16 protein-coding genes are annotated in these 19,263 nt (G+C 65.1%); 11 read left to right on the top strand and 5 right to left on the bottom strand.

All coding sequences use genetic code 11. The features are described 5' to 3' along the window. Nucleotides 1-51: 51 nt before the first annotated feature. From acs to tsaD, 5 genes are all read right to left on the bottom strand, one after another. The gene (acs, locus tag J0H39_03510; protein MBN9495800.1) at nucleotides 52-1,989 is read right to left on the bottom strand and encodes an acetate--CoA ligase; all 1,938 of its coding nucleotides are present in this window, start codon (nucleotides 1,987-1,989) and stop codon (nucleotides 52-54) included. 146 nt (nucleotides 1,990-2,135) lie between these two features. Further along, nucleotides 2,136-2,528: a Rieske (2Fe-2S) protein gene (locus J0H39_03515; GenBank protein ID MBN9495801.1), complete on the bottom strand. Its 393-nt coding sequence runs from the start codon at nucleotides 2,526-2,528 to the stop codon at nucleotides 2,136-2,138. Continuing rightward, the gene (locus J0H39_03520) at nucleotides 2,489-2,902 is read right to left on the bottom strand and encodes an EVE domain-containing protein (GenBank protein ID MBN9495802.1); all 414 of its coding nucleotides are present in this window, start codon (nucleotides 2,900-2,902) and stop codon (nucleotides 2,489-2,491) included. Before J0H39_03520 ends, J0H39_03515 begins: the two co-directional genes overlap by 40 nt. Further along, nucleotides 2,899-3,909 (bottom strand): NAD(P)-dependent glycerol-3-phosphate dehydrogenase, encoded by a 1,011-nt coding sequence (locus J0H39_03525; protein ID MBN9495803.1) that lies wholly within the window; start codon nucleotides 3,907-3,909, stop codon nucleotides 2,899-2,901. The genes J0H39_03520 and J0H39_03525 overlap by 4 nt, the downstream gene beginning before the upstream one ends. Next, nucleotides 3,906-4,925: a tRNA (adenosine(37)-N6)-threonylcarbamoyltransferase complex transferase subunit TsaD gene (tsaD, locus tag J0H39_03530; GenBank protein ID MBN9495804.1), complete on the bottom strand. Its 1,020-nt coding sequence runs from the start codon at nucleotides 4,923-4,925 to the stop codon at nucleotides 3,906-3,908. The genes J0H39_03525 and tsaD overlap by 4 nt, the downstream gene beginning before the upstream one ends. A 59-nt stretch (nucleotides 4,926-4,984) precedes the next feature. Between tsaD and hemC the strand changes: the two genes are divergently transcribed. The 11 genes from hemC to J0H39_03585 all read left to right on the top strand — a co-directional run bounded on the left by hemC (nucleotide 4,985) and on the right by J0H39_03585 (nucleotide 19,171). Next, nucleotides 4,985-5,905 (top strand): hydroxymethylbilane synthase, encoded by a 921-nt coding sequence (gene hemC, locus J0H39_03535; protein MBN9495805.1) that lies wholly within the window; start codon nucleotides 4,985-4,987, stop codon nucleotides 5,903-5,905. After that, entirely contained in the window at nucleotides 5,902-7,629 is a 1,728-nt protein-coding gene (locus J0H39_03540) for a uroporphyrinogen-III synthase (protein MBN9495806.1), read from the top strand. The genes hemC and J0H39_03540 overlap by 4 nt, the downstream gene beginning before the upstream one ends. 7 nt (nucleotides 7,630-7,636) lie before the next feature. Beyond that, nucleotides 7,637-8,980 carry a hypothetical protein gene (locus J0H39_03545; GenBank protein ID MBN9495807.1) on the top strand — a complete coding sequence of 448 codons (1,344 nt, stop codon included), beginning with the start codon at nucleotides 7,637-7,639 and terminating at the stop codon, nucleotides 8,978-8,980. Between the two features lie 105 nt (nucleotides 8,981-9,085). Then, a complete protein-coding gene (locus tag J0H39_03550) occupies nucleotides 9,086-9,835 on the top strand; it encodes an electron transfer flavoprotein subunit beta/FixA family protein (GenBank protein MBN9495808.1) in 750 nt (249 codons plus the stop codon). 1 nt (nucleotide 9,836) lies between these two features. Then, nucleotides 9,837-10,781, top strand: coding sequence for an FAD-binding protein (locus J0H39_03555; GenBank protein ID MBN9495809.1), 945 nt, complete (start codon nucleotides 9,837-9,839; stop codon nucleotides 10,779-10,781). Between the two features lie 15 nt (nucleotides 10,782-10,796). After that, complete coding sequence (locus tag J0H39_03560) at nucleotides 10,797-11,675, top strand: 3-hydroxybutyryl-CoA dehydrogenase (GenBank protein MBN9495810.1); 879 nt, start codon at nucleotides 10,797-10,799, stop codon at nucleotides 11,673-11,675. A gap of 94 nt (nucleotides 11,676-11,769) precedes the next feature. Further along, nucleotides 11,770-12,549, top strand: a complete 780-nt coding sequence (hisN, locus tag J0H39_03565) for a histidinol-phosphatase (protein ID MBN9495811.1) — start codon at nucleotides 11,770-11,772, stop codon at nucleotides 12,547-12,549. 76 nt (nucleotides 12,550-12,625) lie between these two features. Next, nucleotides 12,626-14,464 (top strand): ABC transporter substrate-binding protein, encoded by a 1,839-nt coding sequence (locus J0H39_03570; GenBank protein MBN9495812.1) that lies wholly within the window; start codon nucleotides 12,626-12,628, stop codon nucleotides 14,462-14,464. 9 nt (nucleotides 14,465-14,473) lie between these two features. Continuing rightward, on the top strand, nucleotides 14,474-15,568 hold the full coding sequence (locus J0H39_03575) for a microcin C ABC transporter permease YejB (GenBank protein ID MBN9495813.1): 1,095 nt from the start codon (nucleotides 14,474-14,476) through the stop codon (nucleotides 15,566-15,568). Between the two features lie 652 nt (nucleotides 15,569-16,220). Beyond that, entirely contained in the window at nucleotides 16,221-18,245 is a 2,025-nt protein-coding gene (locus J0H39_03580; GenBank protein ID MBN9495814.1) for an ABC transporter ATP-binding protein, read from the top strand. Beyond that, nucleotides 18,242-19,171 (top strand): glyoxylate/hydroxypyruvate reductase A, encoded by a 930-nt coding sequence (locus J0H39_03585; GenBank protein MBN9495815.1) that lies wholly within the window; start codon nucleotides 18,242-18,244, stop codon nucleotides 19,169-19,171. The genes J0H39_03580 and J0H39_03585 overlap by 4 nt, the downstream gene beginning before the upstream one ends. Nucleotides 19,172-19,263: the final 92 nt, after the last annotated feature.

Here is a 19,263-nt window from a genome sequence, read left to right on the forward strand (position 1 = left end):
CCCGCCGGTCGCCCGGCGGGGTTTAACGTTCTAGCGGAATGAAGCGGGCGCTTACGCCTTGTTCATCCGGTTGTTCACCAGATCATCGACCACGGACGGATCGGCGAGCGTGGACGTATCGCCCAACGCCGAATGCTCGTTCGCGGCGATCTTGCGCAGGATGCGGCGCATGATTTTGCCCGAACGCGTCTTCGGCAAGCCGGGCGCCCATTGGATCAGATCGGGCGAGGCGATCGGGCCGATCTGCTTGCGCACCCAGGCGACCAGTTCCTTGCGCAGTTCTTCGGTCGGGTGTTCGCCGGCCTTGAGCGTGACATAGGCGTAGATGCCCTGGCCCTTGATGTCGTGCGGATAGCCGACGACCGCGGATTCCGCGACCTTCGGATGGGCGACGAGGGCGGATTCGACTTCCGCCGTGCCCATGCGATGGCCCGAGACGTTGATCACGTCGTCGACGCGGCCGGTGATCCAGTAATAGCCGTCGGCGTCGCGCCGGCAGCCGTCGCCGGTGAAGTAATAGCCCTTGAAGGTCGAGAAATACGTCTCGACGAAGCGCTTGTGATCGCCGAACACGGTACGCATCTGGCCGGGCCAGGAATCGGCGATGCACAGATTGCCGTCCGTGGCGCCTTCCAGCAGCTTGCCGTCGTTGTCGACCAGGATCGGCTTCACGCCGAAGAACGGCTTGGTGGCCGAGCCGGGCTTGGTCGCGATGGCGCCGGGCAGCGGCGTGATCAAAATGCCGCCGGTTTCGGTCTGCCACCACGTATCGACGATCGGGCAGCGCGAATCGCCGACGATGCGGTGATACCAAAGCCAGGCTTCGGGGTTGATCGGTTCGCCGACCGAGCCCAGCAAACGCAGGCTCGCGCGGCTCGTCTTCTTCACCATCGCTTCGCCTTCGCGCATCAGCGCGCGGATCGCGGTGGGCGCGGTGTAGAAGATATTGACCTTGTGCTTGTCGACGACCTGCCAGAAGCGCGATGCGTCGGGATAGTTCGGCACGCCTTCGAACATCAGCGTCGTCGCGCCGTTGGCGAGCGGGCCATAGACGATATAGCTGTGGCCCGTGACCCAGCCCACATCGGCCGTGCACCAATAGATGTCGCCGTCGTGATAGTCGAAGACGTATTGATGCGTCATCGACGCGAAGACGAGATAGCCGCCCGAGGTGTGCAGCACGCCCTTGGGCTTGCCGGTCGAGCCCGAGGTGTAGAGGATGAACAGCGGATCCTCGGCCGACATTTCGGCGGCCGGGCAATCGGCGGAAACGCTGGCGGCTTCGTCGTGCCACCAGATGTCGCGGCCCGCTTCCCAAGCGACATTGCCGCCGGTGCGCTTCACGACCAGCATCTTCTTGACCGACGGGCAGGATTTCAGCGCCGCGTCGGCATTGGCCTTCAGCGGCACTTTGCGCCCGCCGCGCAAGCCTTCGTCGGCGGTGATGACGAAGTTCGAATCGCAATCCTGAATGCGGCCGACCAGCGAGTCGGGCGAGAAGCCGCCGAACACGATCGAATGCACCGCGCCGATGCGGGCACAGGCGAGCATCGCGTAGGCTGCCTCGGGTATCATCGGCAGATAGATCGTGACGCGGTCGCCCTTCTTGACGCCGTGCTTCTTCAGCACATTCGCCATGCGCGACGATTGCTCGTGCAGTTCCTTATAGGTGATGTGCTTCGACTCGTTCGGGTCGTCGCCTTCCCAGATGATCGCGGTCTGGTTCGCGCGCTTGGCGAGGTGCCGGTCGGTGCAGTTCGCCGCGACGTTCAGCGTGCCGTCGTAGAACCACTTAATATGGACGTCGCCGGTGTAGGAAACGTCCTTCACCTTGTTGAAGGGCTTGATCCAATCGACGCGCTTGCCGTGCTCGGCCCAGAAGCCTTCGGGATCGGCGACCGACTTGTCGTACATCGCCTGATATTTGGCGGCATCGACCCACGCCTTTTTGGCGAAATCGGCGGAGACGGGGAATAATTCGTCGGACATCGGCGGCTCTCCCTGGGCGCGAATTCTGGCGGGGCCGGTTAATCGCAACCCCGTCGCCCGATGGTTTTATCCGGTCATGGCGGGGTTCGACAAGCCGAACCGGTTGCGCTTTACCGCGTTCCGCGGCGTGACAAGGGGACGCAGCCTTATTCTTCCCCGTCGTTCCAGACGATCGCCGGGCATTCCAGATCGCCGGTCACGATCCGGATATCGAGTTTGGTCAGCGACCGGCCCCGGCACGGGCCCGCGACGCATGCACCATTCTCGATCGCGAACAACGCGCCATGCAGCCCGCACTGGATATAGTCGCCCGACGGCGCCAGGAAATTATTGGCCCCGCCCGCCAGCGCCACGCCCGCATGCGGGCAGATATTCGTGTAGCCGTAAACGTGGCCGTTCTTGCGCACGACGAAAATTTCGCGCGGATCCTTGCCGTCCTGCTCGATCAGGAACCCCGCACTGCCGGGATCCGAAATCTCGTCGAGGCGGCAAAGAACGGTCACGCTTTGACGCCCAGCTTCTTGGCGATGAATTTCCATTCCGCCGGCGTCACCGGCTGGACCGACAGGCGCGACTGTTTCAGCAGCGCCATTTGGGCGAGTTCGGGTGTCGCTTTGATATCGGCGAGGGTCAGCGGCGTTTTGGCCGCTTCCACGGGCTTCACCGTGACCTGCACCCACGGACCTTCGTCGGCGGTCGGGTCGGGATGCGCCGTCTTGGCGATTTCCATCACGCCGACGATCTCCTTGCCGATATTGGAGTGATAGAAGAAGGCGCGGTCGCCGACCTGCATCGCCATCAGGTTCAGCTTGGCGGTGTGATTGCGCACGCCGTCCCAATTGCCCGTGCCGTCCTTGACCAGCTTCGACCAGGGATAGACGTCGGGCTCCGATTTCATCAGCCAGTATTTCATGCGCGCTCTTCCTTCAAGGGGCGGGCCAGCAGGCTTCGCATCGCCGCGTCGGGGTCCGCCCCGCGATGCACGATATCGTAAACGGCGGCGCAAATCGGCATCTCGACGCCGCGCAATTTCGCAAGCTCGTTGACCGAGATGGCGCCGTCGATGCCTTCGACCGCCGCGTGGACAAGGCCGAGCTTGGGATCGCTCAAGGCTTGATCCTTGGTGAAGCCGCGCCCCAGCGCGATGCCGAAACGCATATTGCGCGATTGGTCGTTGTTGCAGGTCAGCGAAAGATCGCCGAGGCCGGAAAGCCCCATCAGCGTTTCAGGTTGGCCGCCGATGGCGACACCCAGGCGCACCATTTCGGCAAGGCCGCGCGTCATCAACGCCGCGCGCGCGTTGTCGCCAAGGCCCTTGCCCGCGACGATGCCGCAGGCGACCGCCAGCACGTTCTTGACCGCCCCGCCCACTTGCGTGCCCGGCACGTCGGTCGAGGAATAGACGCGGAAAGCCGGCGTGGCGCAAATCGACGCGAGCTTCGCGGCGAGCACGCCGTCGCTCGCCGCGATCGTCACGGCGGTCGGCTTGCCCAGTGCGACTTCGCGCGCGAAGCTGGGCCCCGACAGCACGGCGATGGCGCGACCCGGCGCCAATTCGGCGGCGATATCGCTCATCAACTTGCCGGTCCCGGTCTCCACGCCCTTGGTCGCCAGGATCAACGGGGCACCGGGCGGCAAATGCGGCGCGGCCTTCGTCAGCGTGGCGCGCAGATGCTGGGCGGGTGTCACCCACACCAGCAGATCGGCGCTTTTCACCGCATCGCCAAGATCGGTCGTCGCGCGAATATTTTTCTCCAGCGCGACGTCTTTCAGAAAGATCGGATTCGCGTGCGTCGTGTTGATCGCATCGACCGTCGCGGCTTCATGCGCCCATAGCGTGGCGTCGAGCCCCGCGCGCGACAGCGTCTGCGCGATGGCCGTGCCCCAAGCGCCAGCGCCGATGATGGATGCTTTCTTCATGTGGCTTTCGGATCCAAAGGCCAGCGCGGCCGGCAGGGAAAATCGAGCGGGTCGTTGGCGCCGAGCGCAAAACGCTCCAGCCCCGCCCAGGCGATCATCGCCGCGTTGTCGGTGCAAAGCGACACGGGCGGCGCGATGAGGTCGAGCCCCGCCTTGTTGGCGACGCGCGCGAGGCGTTCTTTCAGCGCGGTATTGGCGGCCACTCCGCCCGCGACGACGAGATGCTTGCCGTGCGGGTATTTGTTCAAGAACGCGTCGATTGCGTTACCCGTGCGATCGGCCAGCGTGTCGGCGACCGCCATCTGGAACGCGGCGGCAAGATCGGCGGCGTTCGCGTCGGGGGTTTTGTCGAGCACGTTGCGCACGGCGGTCTTCAAACCGGCGAAGGAAAAGTCGCAGCCTTTGCGGCCCTTCAACGGGCGCGGCAGATCGAAGGCTTTGGCATCGCCCTCGCGCGCCAGCTTCTCGATCGCCGGGCCGCCGGGATAGGGCAGGCCCAGCAGCTTCGCGACCTTGTCGAAGGCTTCACCCACCGCGTCGTCCAGCGTGGTGCCCAGGCGCGTGTACTGGCCCACACCTTCGACGATCAGCAACTGGCAATGCCCGCCGGAAACGAGCAGCAGCAAATAGGGGAAGGGCACGTCGGCGATCAAACGCGGCGACAGCGCATGGCCCTCGAGATGGTTCACAGCCACGAAGGGCAAGCCGCGCGCCATCGCGGCGGCTTTGGCGAAGGTGGCGCCGACGATCACGCCGCCGATCAGGCCGGGGCCGGTGGTCGCGGCGATGGCGTCGATATCGGTCCATTCGGCCTTCGCCTCGGCCAGCGCATCGCGCACCAGGTCTTCGAGGACGGCCAAATGCGCGCGCGCGGCCACTTCCGGCACGATCCCGCCATAGGGCGCGTGGGCGCGGATCTGGCTCGCCAATTTCTGCGCGCGCAGCTTCTTGTTCGAATCGACCAAGGCGGCGGCCGTTTCGTCGCAGCTTGTCTCGATACCCAGGACCAAAGTCATGGCGCTTGTGTAGCCGACCGGTCCCTTGCGATAAAGAATGAAAGCAAGGCTGGGAACGTATGACGGAAACTTTGCGAATCGGCACGCGCGGCTCGCCGTTGGCCCTGTGGCAAGCGCACGAGACCAAGCGCCTTCTGACGGCGGCGTTTCCCGGCGTGGCGGTCGAAATCCGCATCTATAAAACGACCGGCGACCGTATTCAGGACCGCAATCTTTCGGAAGCGGGCGGCAAGGGCCTGTTCACGAAGGAAATCGAGGAAGGGCTGCTCGCGCGCGAAATCGATCTTGCCGTCCATTCGATGAAGGACGTACCGACCTATTTGCCCGACGGGCTCGGCATCGTCGCGATTTTGAAGCGCGAAGATCCGCGCGACGCGCTGATCGCGCGCGAAAGCGCCAAGACGCTCGCGACCTTGCCGCAAGGTTGCGTCGTCGGCACGTCGTCGTTGCGCCGTGCCGCGCAATTGCGTGCCAAGCGGCCGGATATCCGCATCGTCGAGTTCCGCGGCAATGTCGACACGCGGCTCGAAAAGCTCAACAACGGTGTCGCGGACGCGACGTTCCTGGCGTTGGCGGGTTTGAAGCGTTTGGGCAAGGCCAGCGTCGTTTCCGCGATCCTGGAACCGTCGGAAATGCTGCCCGCCGTCGCGCAAGGGGCGGTCGGCATCGAATGCCGTTTGGACGATACGCGCACGCGCGAATGCCTCGCCGCGATCGACCATGCCGACACGCGTGTCGCCGTGCGCGCGGAACGCGGGCTGCTGGAACGCCTGGACGGGTCGTGCCGCACGCCGATCGGCGCGCTGGCGATCCTCGACGGCAAAGGCGGTTTGCGGCTCGACGGGCTGGTCGTGCGCCCCGACGGCACGGGTTTGCTGACCACGTTCCGCGAAGGAAAAATCGCCGACGCCGAAAAGCTGGGCCAAGATGCGGGCGAGGAATTGAAGCGCCGCGCCGGGCCGGGATATTTCGCGCCATGACCGAAAAGCGCCGCCTTACCATCCTGGTCACGCGCCCGCGCAGCGAAAGCGAAGTCTTCGCGCTGACGCTGGCCATGCGCGGCCACGATGCGGTTCAAGCACCGCTGCTCGATATCGTGCCGGACGAAACGGCGAGCGTCGATCTCGACGGCGTGCAGGCGCTGCTCTTCACCTCGATCAACGGCGTGCGCAGCTTCGCGCGCGTCTCGACCGCGCGGCACGTGCCCGCCTATTGCGTGGGCGATGCGACCGCGCAGGCGGCGCGCGATATGGGATTCCGCGACGTGCATTCGGCGGGCGGCGATGTGGTGGCACTCGCCAATCTCGTGCGGATGGATTTGGCGCCCAGCGAGGGCGCTTTGCTGCATGTCAGCGGGTCGGCCGTCGCGGGCGATCTCGCCGGCGATTTAGGGGTCGACCGTTACGACGTGCGGCGCGTGCAGCTCTATCGTCAGGACACCGCGCGCGATCTGCCCGACGCGGCGGCCCAGGCGCTGAAAGCCGGTACGCTCGACGCCATCGCGTTTTTCAGTCCGCGCACCGCCGCGACCTTCGTGCAACTCGTCCGCAAGGCGGATTTGCTCGATACGTTGAAGACCGTCTCGGCTTTGGGGTTGTCGCAAGCGGCCCTCGACGCCGCCCGGGTCGAAGGGGCACACTGGAAATCCGAACGCGCGGCTGCGCAACCGACCGAGGCGGCGCTGCTGGAAGCGATCGACGCGTTGGCGGCGGAAGCGCCGCCGCAAGAAGCGCCCAAGCCCGAAGCTTTCAAGATCGAGACGGACATGCCCGAGCCCAAGCCCGCGACCAAACGCCCCGCCCTCGGCGCCATCGCCGTGGCGCTGGTCGTGGGCGTGGCCGGCGCGTTCGCCTTCACCTATTGGCAGACGCATATGATGCCGTCGGAATCCGCGACGGCGCTGCGCGCGATCGATCTGCGCTTGGCGGCAATCGACCGGCGTTTGACCGCGCTCGAAAACAAACCGGCGCCCGAGCCCGTCGTGACGGCGGCACCCGCACCCGCACCGGTGGCGGCGCCGGTCGATCTTTCGCCGCTCGAACAACGCCTTGCGACGCTCGAACAGCGCCCCGCCGCCGATCCCGCTTTGGCGGAAACCATCGCGCGATTGACTCAGGAGAATCGCGAACTCGCGCAAACGCTGGCGACGATCCGTTCGGAAGCGCAGACGATCCGCGAAGGCGGCGAACGCGATCGCGCCGATGTGAAGCGCGCGGAATTCCTGCTCGCGGTCGGGCAGTTGCGCGACGCCGCACTCGCCGGGCGCGGCTTCGCGCCGGAATTGACGGTCGTGCGCGGTTTGGCACCGGACAATGCCGCATCTTTGCTGCAGCAATTGGATGCGCGCAGCGGGGGCGTGGAGACGCGCGCCGCCTTGGCGCGCCGCTTCCCCGCGATCGCCAATGCCGTGGTCGCCGCCGCGCGCGTCGAGGCCGCGTCGGATACGCCGGTTTTGGCCGAAGCGTTGGAACGCGTGCAGAAATTCCTGTCCATTCGCCGCGTGGGCGAGGTCGATGGCGACAGCGCCACGGCGCGCGTGGCGCGCGCCGAAGCCCGTTTGGCGGTCGAAGATTTGCCGGGCGCGTTGGCTTCCCTCGATCCGCCGGGCCCGGCTTGGCTGGCCCCGGCGGCGGAATGGATGGAAGCCGCGCGCGCGCGCCTCGCGGTCGAAGCGGCACTGCAACGCCTCGCGTCGGGCGGGTAAGGTCCGGATGCGCCGCGTCCTAATTATTCTGGTTCTCGCCCTTGGCGCGATGCTTGCCGCCGTGTGGCTGGGGGCGACACCCGGCCGCGCCACGCTGGAATTCGCGGGCTGGCGTTTCGATTCCTCGTTCGGCGCGCTCGCCATTCTCGCGGCGATTGCCGGTTTCGCGCTGATCGTCGTCGATCGCCTCTGGCGCTGGATCGCGGGCACGCCGACCCGCATCAAATTGTGGCGCCAAGCCCGTCGTGAGCGTCATGGCTACGCGGCGTTGACGCGCGGTCTGGTCGCGGTCGCGGCGGGCGATCCGCGTTCGGCCTTGCGCGAAGCGGCTTTGGCCGATCGCTTGCTGGGGGCACCACCCGCATCGCTATTGCTGTCCGCGCAAGCCGCGCAATTGGCGGGCGATGAAACGGCCGCGCGCAAACATCTGGAAGCGATGCGCGCCGCTCCGGAAACCGAATTCGCGGCGTTGCGCGGTCTCGTCGCCATTGCGATGAGAGAGGGCCGCGACGACGAAGCGCTGGGTTTGGCCCGCCGCGCGCGCGAATTACGCCCCGATGCGACCTGGGTTTCGGGCGCGTTGATCGACCTCGAAACCAAAGCCGCGCGCTGGGACGATGCGGCTTTGACGATCGACGCCGCGCGCCGCCAGCAAATGCTGCCCGCACCGGACGCCGACAAAAAGCGCGCCGCCGCACTGCACGAAGCCGCGCGCGGGCACGAAGCCAAGGGTGATCGCCGCGAAGCGATCCGTGCCGCCGAACGCGCGTTCAAGCTCGCCCCCGACCGGCCGGAAATCGCGGCGACGCTGGCGACGCTTTACGCCAAGGATGCGCGCGCGCGCGCCGCATCGTCGCTGGTCGAAAAGGAATGGATTCGGGCCCCCCATCCCGAATTGCTCGACGCATATCGCAAGGCGCGCGCCGTCCCCGACGCGCTGCAATGGATCAAGCAGGTGGAGCGTCTGGCGAAGCTCAACCCCACGCATGCCTATTCGCATGCGGCGTTGGCCGAAGCGTCGCTCGCCGCCGAATTGTGGGGCGAGGCCAAGCGCCACGCCCAAGCCGCGATCGACGCCGAAGGCGGCGAGCCGCGTGCCAGCCTGTGCCGCTTGATGGCGCGCATCGAAGAGGAATCCGGCGGCGACATGGCGCAAGCGAAATCCTGGCTCGCGCGCGCTTCCGATGCGCCCGGCGATCCGGCGTGGACGTGCGATTCCTGCGGCCACCCGCATGCCGAGTGGCACGCGATCTGCCGGCGCTGCGGCGCCTTCGACAAGCTGGCCTGGAGCGCACCGGCGCGCTTGGCGCCCGCTTTCGTCGCGATCGATACGACGAAAGATCAACGATAAAAGCGACTTATCTTCGTATTGCGGTGCGGTCGTGCTCCGTTGACCCCCGCGCGTCGGGGGTCTAGTGTCGCGCACCCTCTCGCAATATCCGGGGAAATCGCTGGAATGAAAGTGCTGGTCGCGGTCAAGCGGGTCGTCGATTACAACGTCAAGATCCGCGTGAAGGCCGACAAGACGGGCGTCGAGCTCGCCAACGTCAAAATGTCGATGAACCCGTTCGATGAGATCGGGGTCGAAGAAGCGGTCCGCCTCAAGGAAAAAGGCGTGGCGACGGAGATCGTCGCCGTGTCGATGGGGCCCACGCAAGCCCAGGAAACGCTGCGCACGGCGCTGGCGATGGGGGCCGATCGCGGCGTGCTGGTGCAGTCCGACGCGGAATTGCAGCCGCTGGCCGTCGCCAAGCTGATGAAGGCCGTGGTCGACAAGGAAGCGCCCAAGCTCGTCATCCTCGGCAAGCAGGCGATCGACGACGACAGCAACCAGACCGGCCAGATGCTGGCGGCGTTGCTGGGCTGGCCGCAGGCGACCTTCGCGTCGAAGCTGACCATCGACGGCGACAACATGACCGTGACGCGCGAAGTGGATGGCGGTCTCGAGACCATTGCCGTCAAGCTGCCCGCGATCGTCACGACCGATTTGCGCTTGAACGAGCCGCGCTACGCTTCGCTGCCGAACATCATGAAGGCGAAGAAGAAGCCGATCGATACGCTGACGCCCGATGCGCTGGGCGTGGACGTCGCGCCGCGCTTGGAAACGCTGTCGGTGGAAGAGCCGCCGAAGCGAACGGCAGGCATCAAGGTGCCGGACGTCGCGACCCTCGTCGCGAAGCTGCAGTCGGAAGCGAAGGTGATCTGATATGTCGATTCTCGTTCTCGCCGATCACGACGCTGCGGGCCTGAAGCCCGCCACGCTGCATGCCGTCTCGGCCGCCGCCAAGCTGGGCGGCCCGGTCGACATCCTCGTCGCCGGCGCGGGCACGGCGGCGATCGCCGCTGCCGCCGCGAAGATCGCCGGTGTCGCCAAGGTGCTGCACGCGGACGATGCGTCGCTCGCCAATTTCCTCGCGGAAAACCTCGCCCCGCTGATCGTCAAGCTCGCCGCCGGGCGCACCCATGTGGTCTCGGCCGCGACCGCGCAGGGCAAAAACACGCTGCCGCGCGTCGCCGCGTTGCTGGACGTGGCGCAGATTTCCGACATCGTCGGCGTGGTCGATGCGAACACCTTCGTACGCCCGATCTATGCGGGCAACGCGCTGGCGACCGTGCGTTCGAAAGACGCGGTGAAGGTCATCACCGTGCGCACTACGGCGTTCCCGCCGGCCGCCGCCGAAGGCGGTTCGGCCGCGATCGAGGCCGTGTCGGGTGCGGGCGATTCGGGCTTGTCGAAATTCGTCGGCCAGGAGCTGACGAAATCCGAACGCCCGGAACTCACCGCCGCGCGCATCGTCGTGTCGGGCGGGCGCGGTCTCGCCTCGGGCGACAACTTCAAAACCTATATCGAGCCTTTGGCCGACAAGCTCGGCGCGGCCGTCGGCGCTTCGCGCGCGGCCGTCGATGCGGGCTACGCGCCCAACGACTACCAAGTCGGCCAGACCGGCAAGGTCGTGGCGCCGGATCTTTATGTCGCCGTCGGTATCTCGGGCGCCATCCAGCATCTGGCGGGCATGTCCGCGTCCAAGACGATCGTCGCGATCAACAAGGACGAGGAAGCGCCGATCTTCCAGGTCGCCGATTACGGCTTGGTCGGCGATCTGTTCAAGCTCGCCCCCGAACTCACCGCCGCTTTGCCGGCGAAGAAGTAACCCCAGGAAGGATCGATCATGGGCATCCAGATCATCGGCGTCGTCGGTGCGGGCCAGATGGGCAACGGTATTGCGCATGTCGCGGCGCAAGCCGGCTTCGACATCCGCATGCTCGACGCCAACCCGGACTCGCTGAGCAAGGCCATCGCCACGATCACGGCCAATATGGACCGGCAGATCAAGAAGGGCGCGCTGACCGAGGAAGCCAAGGCGACGGCGATCGGCCGGATCAAGACCGGCACCGATTACGCGATTTTCGGCGATGCCGATCTCGTCATCGAAGCCGCGACCGAGAACGAGGCGATCAAGCGCGAGATCTTCAAGAAGCTCTGCCCCGCGCTGAGCAAGGACGCGCTGGTCGCGTCGAACACCTCGTCGATTTCGATCACGCGCCTGGGCGCTTCGACCGACCGGCCCGAGAAATTCATCGGGATGCATTTCATGAACCCGGTGCCGGTGATGCAGCTGGTGGAGATCATCCGCGGCATCGCCACGTCGAACGAAACCTACGAAGCGATCCGCGACCTCACCGCCAAGCTCGGCAAGACGTCGGCGACGGCCGAGGATTTCCCGGCCTTCATCGTCAACCGCATTCTGCTGCCGATGATCAACGAAGCCGTCTACACGCTGTATGAAGGTGTCGGCTCCGTCGAATCGATCGACACGGCGATGAAGCTGGGCACCAACCATCCGATGGGCCCGCTGGAACTGGCGGATTTCATCGGTCTCGACACCTGCCTTGCCGTCATGCACGTGCTCTACGACGGGCTGTCGGATTCGAAATACCGCCCGTGCCCGCTGCTGGTGAAATACGTCGAAGCCGGCTGGCTCGGCCGCAAGACCAAGCGCGGCTTCTACGATTATTCGGGTCCCAAGCCGGTCCCGACGCGCTGAATTTCGCCGCTTCGCGCGACGACGAAACCCGGGCCATCGCGCCCGGGTTTTTCGTTTGCGGGGGCGCGGGCCGAAGCGTCATAGTGCGCCCGTCATGATCGATTCCGCCGATATCGAATTCGCCCATCGTCTCGCCGAAACGGCCGCGAAGGTCTCGCTCTCGTATTTCCGCACCGCCGTCCAGGTGGACGACAAGGACGACGCCTCGCCCGTCACCATCGCCGACCGTACGGCGGAAAAAGTGATGCGCGAATTGATCGCCAAGGAACGTCCGAATGACGGGATTCTGGGCGAGGAATTCGGGCGCGAGCGGACGGATGCCAAGCGCGTCTGGGTGCTCGATCCCATCGACGGCACCAAGGCCTTCATCAGCGGCAATCCATTGTTCGGCACGTTGATCGGCCTTGCCATCGACGGCAAGCCCGCGCTGGGCGTGATCGATTGCCCGGCTTTGGGCGAACGCTGGATCGGCGCCACGGGCCAAGCCACGCGCTTCACCGACGCCAAGGGCACGCGCGAAGTCAAAACCCGCGCCTGTCCCGATCTCAAACTCGCTTCGCTCTATTCGGCCGTGCCGGTGTCGGGCGACACGAATTTCCCGGCCTTCGATCGGCTGCGCCAGCGCGTGAAGCGGCCGTTGCCGGTTTGCGATTGCTACGCCTATGGTTTGCTGGCGCGCGGCGGCGTGGATCTCGTCGTCGAAGCGGGGCTCGGCATCTACGATTTCACGGCTTTGGTGCCGGTGGTCGAAGGGGCGGGCGGGGTGATCCACGATTGGCAGGGCAAGGCTTTGACGACCGACTCGCCCGGCTATGTGATCGCGGCCGGCGATGCGCGCATGGCGGCGGCGGCCGTGGGCGCGCTCAAAGCCTGAAATACGCGAAAGAAAAGGCTTTTTTTCCGCTTCTCGTGACGCATACTCCCTCGATCTTCGAGGGAGTAGACCCGCGATGCGCCACCTTGCCGCCGCCGCCTTTCTGACGACGACGCTGCTCAGCGCCCCGCTCGCCGCCCAGGAACTGAGTCCGGGTACGGGCCCGCGCCACGCGATCGCCATGCATGGCGACATCAAGTACCCGGCCGATTTCCGGAATTTCCAGCATGTGAATTCCGACGCGCCCAAGGGCGGCGAGGTGAAGTTCCACACGCTGGGCACGTTCGACAGCTTCAACCCCTGGATCATAAGGGGCACGGCGACGGGCCTTGTCGCGTTGACGGTCGAAACGCTGATGGTCGCGTCCGACGACGAGCCGTTCACCGAATACTGCCTGGTCTGCCGCACGGTCGAAACGCCCGCGGACCGGTCCTGGGTCGAGTTCGAATTGCGCGAAGAAGCGAAATTCCACGACGGCTCGCCGATCGAGCCCGAGGACGTGATCTGGTCGTTCCAGACCTTGCGCGACAAAGGCCGGCCGTTCTTCCGCGCCTATTACGGCGATGTGGCGAAGGTCGAGAAAACCGGCCCACGCAAAGTGCGCTTCGTGTTCCGCAACGCGCAGAACCGCGAATTGGCGTTGATCGTCGGGCAGATTCCCGTGCTGTCGCGCAAATGGTGGGAAGGCCGCGAATTCGATCGCCCGCTGACCGAAGCGCCGCTGGGCTCGGGCCCCTATCGCATCGACAATTTCGAGATGGGGCGCCAGGTCACTTTGCGCCGGGTCGAGAATCATTGGGCGCGCGACGTCGCGGTCAATCGCGGCCGCTATAATTTCGGCACGATCCGCTACGACTGGTATCGCGACGCGCAAGTGGCGCTCGAAGCGTTCCTCGCCGGCGGTTACGATCTTCGCCAGGAGAACACCGCGCGCTTCTGGGCCCAGGCCTACGAAACCGACGCGCTGCGCGCCGGTCTGATCCGCAAGCACGAAATCGCCGAAACGCGCGTGTCGGGCATGCAAGGCTTCGTGTTCAACACGCGCCGCGCGCCCTTCAACGACCGGCGCGTGCGCCAAGCGCTCGCCTACGCGTTCGATTTCGAATGGTCGAACAAGAACCTGTTCTTCGACGCCTATACGCGCACGCGCTCCTATTTCGACAATTCGGAACTCGCGGCGAAGGGCCTGCCGCAGGGCGAGGAATTGGCGATCCTGACGCGCTTCAAGGACAAGCTGCCGCCGGAAGTCTTCACGACCGAATACAACCCGCCCAAATCCGACGGCACGCCGGAAAACCGCGGCGGCCTGCGCGAGGCCGCGCGGATTTTGCGCGAAGCGGGTTGGCGCGTGCAGGGCGGCAAGCTCGTCAACGCGCAAGGCCAGCCGATGAGCTTCGAATTCCTGCTGCCGCAAGGCCAGGCGGCGTTCGAACGCATCATCGCGCCCTTCATCCAGAATCTGGAGAAGCTCGGCATTTCCGCGCGCATCCGCCCGGTCGATGTCGCGCAATATCAAAACCGCGTCGACGATTTCGATTTCGACATGATGCTGTCGACCTTCGGCCAGTCGGAATCGCCGGGCAACGAGCAGCGCGATTATTGGAATTCGGCCAAGGCCGACGAAAAAGCGTCGCGCAACATCATCGGCATCAAGGATCCGGTGATCGACGAATTGGTCGAGCTGGTGATTTCGGCCCCCGATCGCGATGCGCTGGTCCAGCGCGTGCGCGCGCTCGATCGCGTTTTGCAGTGGGGCTATTGGATGGTGCCCAACTGGTATTCGAACGTCGATCGCGTCGCCGCGTGGGACAAGTTCGGCTGGCCCGCGACGACCGCGCGCGCCGGGTTCGATTGGACCAGCTGGTGGGTCGATCCGCAGCGCGAAGCGGCGTTGCGCGCCAAGCGCGGGCGATAAACCACCGACATGGCCGCGTATCTGATCCGCCGCTTGCTGCTGATCGTGCCCACGCTGCTGGGTATCATGATCGTCAATTTCGCGATCATTCAAGCGGCCCCCGGCGGACCGATCGACGTGATCATCGCCGAGATGCGCGGCCTGTCGACCGACGCCACGCAGCGCATTTCGGGCACGGGCGGCACGGAAGCGCAGCGCCAAACGCGCTCGAGCGGCTCGACGAGCCAGTATCGCGGCGCGCAAGGCATCGATCCCGCCTTGATCGCGCAGCTCGAACGCGAATTCGGCTTCGACAAGCCGCCGCTCGAGCGCTTCGTCACGATGATGACGAAATTCCTGACCTTCGATTTCGGCCGATCTTTCTTCAAAGACAGACCGGTCATCGATCTGGTCTTGGAGAAAATGCCGGTGTCGATCTCGCTGGGCCTGTGGACCACGTTGATCGTCTATCTCGTGTCGATTCCGCTGGGCATACGCAAAGCGGTGAAGGACGGCTCGCGCTTCGACATCTGGACGTCGGGCGTCGTCATCGTCGGCTATGCGATCCCCAGCTTCCTGTTCGCGGTGCTGCTGATCGTGCTGTTCTCCGGTGGGCGGTTCTTCGACTGGTTTCCGCTGCGCGGCATCCTGTCGGATAATTGGCGCACGCTGTCCTGGCCCGCCCTCGCGCTCGACTATATCTGGCACATGACGCTGCCGGTGCTCGCCATGGTGATCGGCGGCTTCGCCGGCCTGACCATGCTCACCAAGAATTCGTTCCTCGACGAAATCGGCAAGCAATATGTCGTGACCGCGCGCGCCAAGGGCTTGACCGAGCATCGCGTGCTTTACGGCCATGTGTTCCGCAACGCGATGCTGATCGTCATCGCCGGGTTCCCCGGCGCGTTCGTCTCGATCTTTTTCACGGGCTCGCTGCTGATCGAGATCATCTTCAGCCTCGACGGTTTGGGCCTGCTCGGCTTCGAAGCGGCGGTCAATCGCGACTATCCGCTGATGTTCGCGACGCTCTATTTCTTCACCCTGCTCGGATTGCTGATGAAGATCGTGTCGGATATCGCCTACACGCTCGTCGATCCGCGCATCGATTTCGACCGGCGCGGCTAATGGCTTTCCAAGATCGCCTGTCGCCGCTCAATCGCCGCCGCTTCGCCAATTTCAAGGCGAACCGGCGGGGCTGGTGGTCGTTCTGGATCTTCGCGGCGTTGTTCGTCGTAACGCTGTTCGCCGAAGTGATCGCGAACGATAAGCCGATCTTCGTGATGTATGACGGCAAGCCGCATATGCCGATTTTCGTCGCCTATCCCGAAACCGAATTCGGCGGCGATTTCGAAACCGAAGCCGATTATCGTGATCCCGAAGTCGTGCGCCTGATCGCGGAGAAGGGCGGCTTTATGATTTGGCCGCCGGTGCGGTTTTCGTATCAGACGATCAACCGCAATCTGCCGGTCCCCGCGCCGGCACCGCCTTCGGCGGAAAATTGGCTGGGTACCGACGATCAGGGCCGCGACGTGGTCGCGCGCCTGATCTACGGCTTCCGCATTTCGGTGCTGTTCGGTTTGACGCTGACGATCCTGTCGTCGATCGTCGGCGTCGCGGCTGGGGCCGTGCAAGGCTATTACGGCGGCTGGGTCGATCTCCTGTTCCAGCGTTTCATCGAAATCTGGGACGGCCTGCCGCAGCTTTATATGCTGATCATCCTGGCCGCCTTCGTGGAGCCGAATTTCTGGTGGCTGCTGGGCCTGCTGCTGCTGTTCCAATGGATGGGCTTGGTCGGCGTGGTACGCGCGGAATTCCTGCGCGCGCGGAATTTCGATTACGTCCGCGCGGCCAAGGCGCTGGGCGCGTCGGACGCGAGCGTGATGTTCCGCCACGTTCTGCCCAACGCGATGGTGGCCACGCTGACCTTCATGCCCTTCATTCTGTCGGGCTCGGTCGTGGCGCTGACCTCGCTCGATTTCCTCGGCTTCGGCCTGCCGCCCGGCTCGCCGTCGCTGGGCGAATTGCTGGCCCAGGGCAAGGCGAATCTCAATGCCCCTTGGCTCGGCCTCACCGCGTTCTTTACACTAGGCATCATGCTGTCGCTGCTGATCTTCATCGGCGAAGCGGTGCGCGACGCCTTCGACCCGCGAAAGACATTTCGATGAGCATCGGCGAAACCTTGCTGCGCGTCAGCGATCTATCGGTCCAGTTCGAGATGGGCCGGTCGGCGAAATTCACCGCCGTCGATCGCGTGTCGTTCGATCTGCATCGCGGCGAAACGCTCGCACTTGTGGGCGAGTCGGGCTCGGGCAAGTCGGTCACCGCCTTGTCGGTGCTGCAATTGCTGCCCTATCCGCTCGCCTCGCATCCGTCGGGCAAGATCGAATATCGCGGCGAGGAATTGCTGGGGGCGGGCGAAGGGCGCTTGCGCGAAGTGCGCGGCAATCGCATCGCGATGATCTTCCAGGAGCCGATGACCTCGCTCAATCCGCTCCACACGATCGAGAAGCAGATCGGCGAAGCGCTGACGATCCATAAGGGTTTGAGCCGCGAGGCGGCGCGCGCGCGCATCGTCGAGTTGCTGGAACTCGTCGGCTTGGGCGCGCAAGCCAAACAGCGCCTCGACGCCTATCCGCATCAATTGTCGGGCGGGCAGCGCCAGCGCGTGATGATCGCGATGGCGCTCGCCAACGAACCCGACATTCTGATCGCGGACGAGCCGACGACCGCCGTCGACGTGACGATCCAGGCGCAGTTGCTGAAACTCCTCAAGGAGCTTCAGGAAAAACTCGGCATGGCGATCCTGTTCATCACCCATGATCTGGGCGTGGTGCGCCGCTTGGCGCATCGCGTAGCGGTGATGAACAAGGGCCGCATCGTCGAAGCGGGCCCGGTGGCCGAGGTGTTCGGGCAGCCGCAGCACGACTATACGCGCCATCTTTTGGCCGCCGAGCCCAAGGGCAAGGCGGGGCCGCGCGACGCCAAAGCGCGCACGGTCCTGCGCGGCGGCGACATCAAGGTGTGGTTCCCGATCAAAGCGGGCGTGTTCCGCCGCACGATCGGCCATGTGAAGGCGGTCGACGGGATCGACGTGAATTTGAAGGCGGGGCATACGCTGGGCGTGGTTGGCGAGTCCGGCTCGGGCAAGACGACGCTGGGCCTGGCATTGCTGCGGTTGGAACGTGCCGAAGGCGCCATCGAATTCGACGGACGCGATATCGTGGCCTTGCGCGGGGGCGATCTGCGGCCCTTGCGCAAGGAAATGCAGATCGTTTTCCAAGACCCTTACGGGTCGCTATCCCCGCGCATGTCGGTGGCGGAGATCGTCGCCGAAGGCTTGGCGATTCACGAGCCGGGTTTGAGCGACGCCGAGCGCGATGCGCGCGTCGTCGCGGCACTCACCGAAGTCCGCCTCGATCCCACGACGCGCCATCGTTATCCGCACGAGTTCTCGGGCGGGCAGCGTCAGCGCATCGCGATCGCGCGCGCCTTGGTGCTGAAGCCCAAGCTCGTCGTGCTCGACGAGCCGACCTCGGCGCTGGATATGTCGGTGCAGGCACAGATCGTCGATCTGCTGCGTGAACTTCAGGCCAAGCATGGCCTCGCTTACGTGTTCATCAGCCACGATCTGAAGGTCGTGCGCGCCTTGGCGGACGACGTGCTGGTGATGAAGGACGGCAAGGCGGTCGAACACGGGCCCGCCGCGCAGATCTTCGATTCACCCCAAGCGCCCTATACCAAGGCGCTGATGGCGGCCGCGTTCGAACACAAGGTCGTCGAGGGTGCTGGGATGCGCACGTGAAGCTGCTGTTCCTGTCGGAATCCGACCGCGCGGAAATCTGGCGGCCGGTGCTGAAGCGTTTGGCGCCCGAGCTTGAGTTCGTGCGATGGCCCGACGTGCCCGATCCCGAAGCGATCGAATTCGCCGCCGTGTGGAAATATCCGCCGGGCGAATTGAAGCGCTATCCGAATTTGAAGCTCGTCGCGTCGCTGGGGGCCGGTATCGACCATTTGGTCGGCGATCCGGAATTCCCGGCGCATATCCCGTTCGTGCGCTTGACCGATCCCACGCTGACCGCGGGCATGATCGAATACGCGCTGTATGGCGTGCTGCGCCATCACCGGCAAATGCGCGCTTATGCCGCATACCAGCGCGAAGGGCGGTGGAAGCCGCTGCCCGCGCCGGTCACATCGGCCTGCCGCGTGGGCGTGGCGGGGACGGGCGAGATCGGCGGTGCCGTCGCGCAGGCGGTCAAAGGCTTGGGCTTCGACGTCGCCGGCTGGTCGCGCACGGGACGCGGCCCCGAAGGTTTACGCATGTATGCCGGGGAAGCGGGCTGGATCCCGTTCCTGCAGCGCTGCGACATTCTGATCTGCGTTCTGCCGCTGACGGCGGCGACGCGCGGATTGCTGAATGCGCGGGCATTCGCGGCGATGCCCAAAGGAAGTGCGGTCATCAATATCGCGCGTGGCGGTCATGTCGTGGACGCGGATTTGGTCGCAGCGCTCGATTCCGGGCACCTGAATTACGCGCTGCTCGACGTGACCAGCCCGGAGCCGCTGCCGCCCGGCCATGCGTTTTGGACGCATGAAAAGGTCGAAATAACGCCCCATATCGCCAGCCTGACCAACGCCGAAACGGCCGCCCCGCAGATCGTGGACAATATCCGGTCCTATTTGGCGGGTAAGCCGCTCCGGAATCTGGTCGATCGAACCCAGGGCTATTGACTACCCGAATGAGTCCTGCGAGTTAACGCCATCGGCCCGAAGCCCCCCGTTCCGGCCCGGGAAACCTGATTCGCGAAGCGCACGGCAACCAG

This window comes from Alphaproteobacteria bacterium (assembly GCA_017308135.1).
Taxonomy (GTDB): domain Bacteria; phylum Pseudomonadota; class Alphaproteobacteria; order CACIAM-22H2; family CACIAM-22H2; genus Tagaea.

What these genes read in the sequence shown, in the direction of transcription:
- acs (MBN9495800.1), bottom strand. Translation starts at nt 1,989, where the DNA reads ATGTCCGACGAATTATTCCCCGTCTCCGCCGATTTCGCCAAAAAGGCG.
- J0H39_03515 (MBN9495801.1), bottom strand. Translation starts at nt 2,528, where the DNA reads ATGGAAATTCATCGCCAAGAAGCTGGGCGTCAAAGCGTGACCGTTCTT.
- J0H39_03520 (MBN9495802.1), bottom strand. Translation starts at nt 2,902, where the DNA reads ATGAAATACTGGCTGATGAAATCGGAGCCCGACGTCTATCCCTGGTCG.
- J0H39_03525 (MBN9495803.1), bottom strand. Translation starts at nt 3,909, where the DNA reads ATGAAGAAAGCATCCATCATCGGCGCTGGCGCTTGGGGCACGGCCATC.
- tsaD (MBN9495804.1), bottom strand. Translation starts at nt 4,925, where the DNA reads ATGACTTTGGTCCTGGGTATCGAGACAAGCTGCGACGAAACGGCCGCC.
- hemC (MBN9495805.1), top strand. Translation starts at nt 4,985, where the DNA reads ATGACGGAAACTTTGCGAATCGGCACGCGCGGCTCGCCGTTGGCCCTG.
- J0H39_03540 (MBN9495806.1), top strand. Translation starts at nt 5,902, where the DNA reads ATGACCGAAAAGCGCCGCCTTACCATCCTGGTCACGCGCCCGCGCAGC.
- J0H39_03545 (MBN9495807.1), top strand. Translation starts at nt 7,637, where the DNA reads ATGCGCCGCGTCCTAATTATTCTGGTTCTCGCCCTTGGCGCGATGCTT.
- J0H39_03550 (MBN9495808.1), top strand. Translation starts at nt 9,086, where the DNA reads ATGAAAGTGCTGGTCGCGGTCAAGCGGGTCGTCGATTACAACGTCAAG.
- J0H39_03555 (MBN9495809.1), top strand. Translation starts at nt 9,837, where the DNA reads ATGTCGATTCTCGTTCTCGCCGATCACGACGCTGCGGGCCTGAAGCCC.
- hisN (MBN9495811.1), top strand. Translation starts at nt 11,770, where the DNA reads ATGATCGATTCCGCCGATATCGAATTCGCCCATCGTCTCGCCGAAACG.
- J0H39_03570 (MBN9495812.1), top strand. Translation starts at nt 12,626, where the DNA reads ATGCGCCACCTTGCCGCCGCCGCCTTTCTGACGACGACGCTGCTCAGC.
- J0H39_03575 (MBN9495813.1), top strand. Translation starts at nt 14,474, where the DNA reads ATGGCCGCGTATCTGATCCGCCGCTTGCTGCTGATCGTGCCCACGCTG.
- J0H39_03580 (MBN9495814.1), top strand. Translation starts at nt 16,221, where the DNA reads ATGGATGGGCTTGGTCGGCGTGGTACGCGCGGAATTCCTGCGCGCGCG.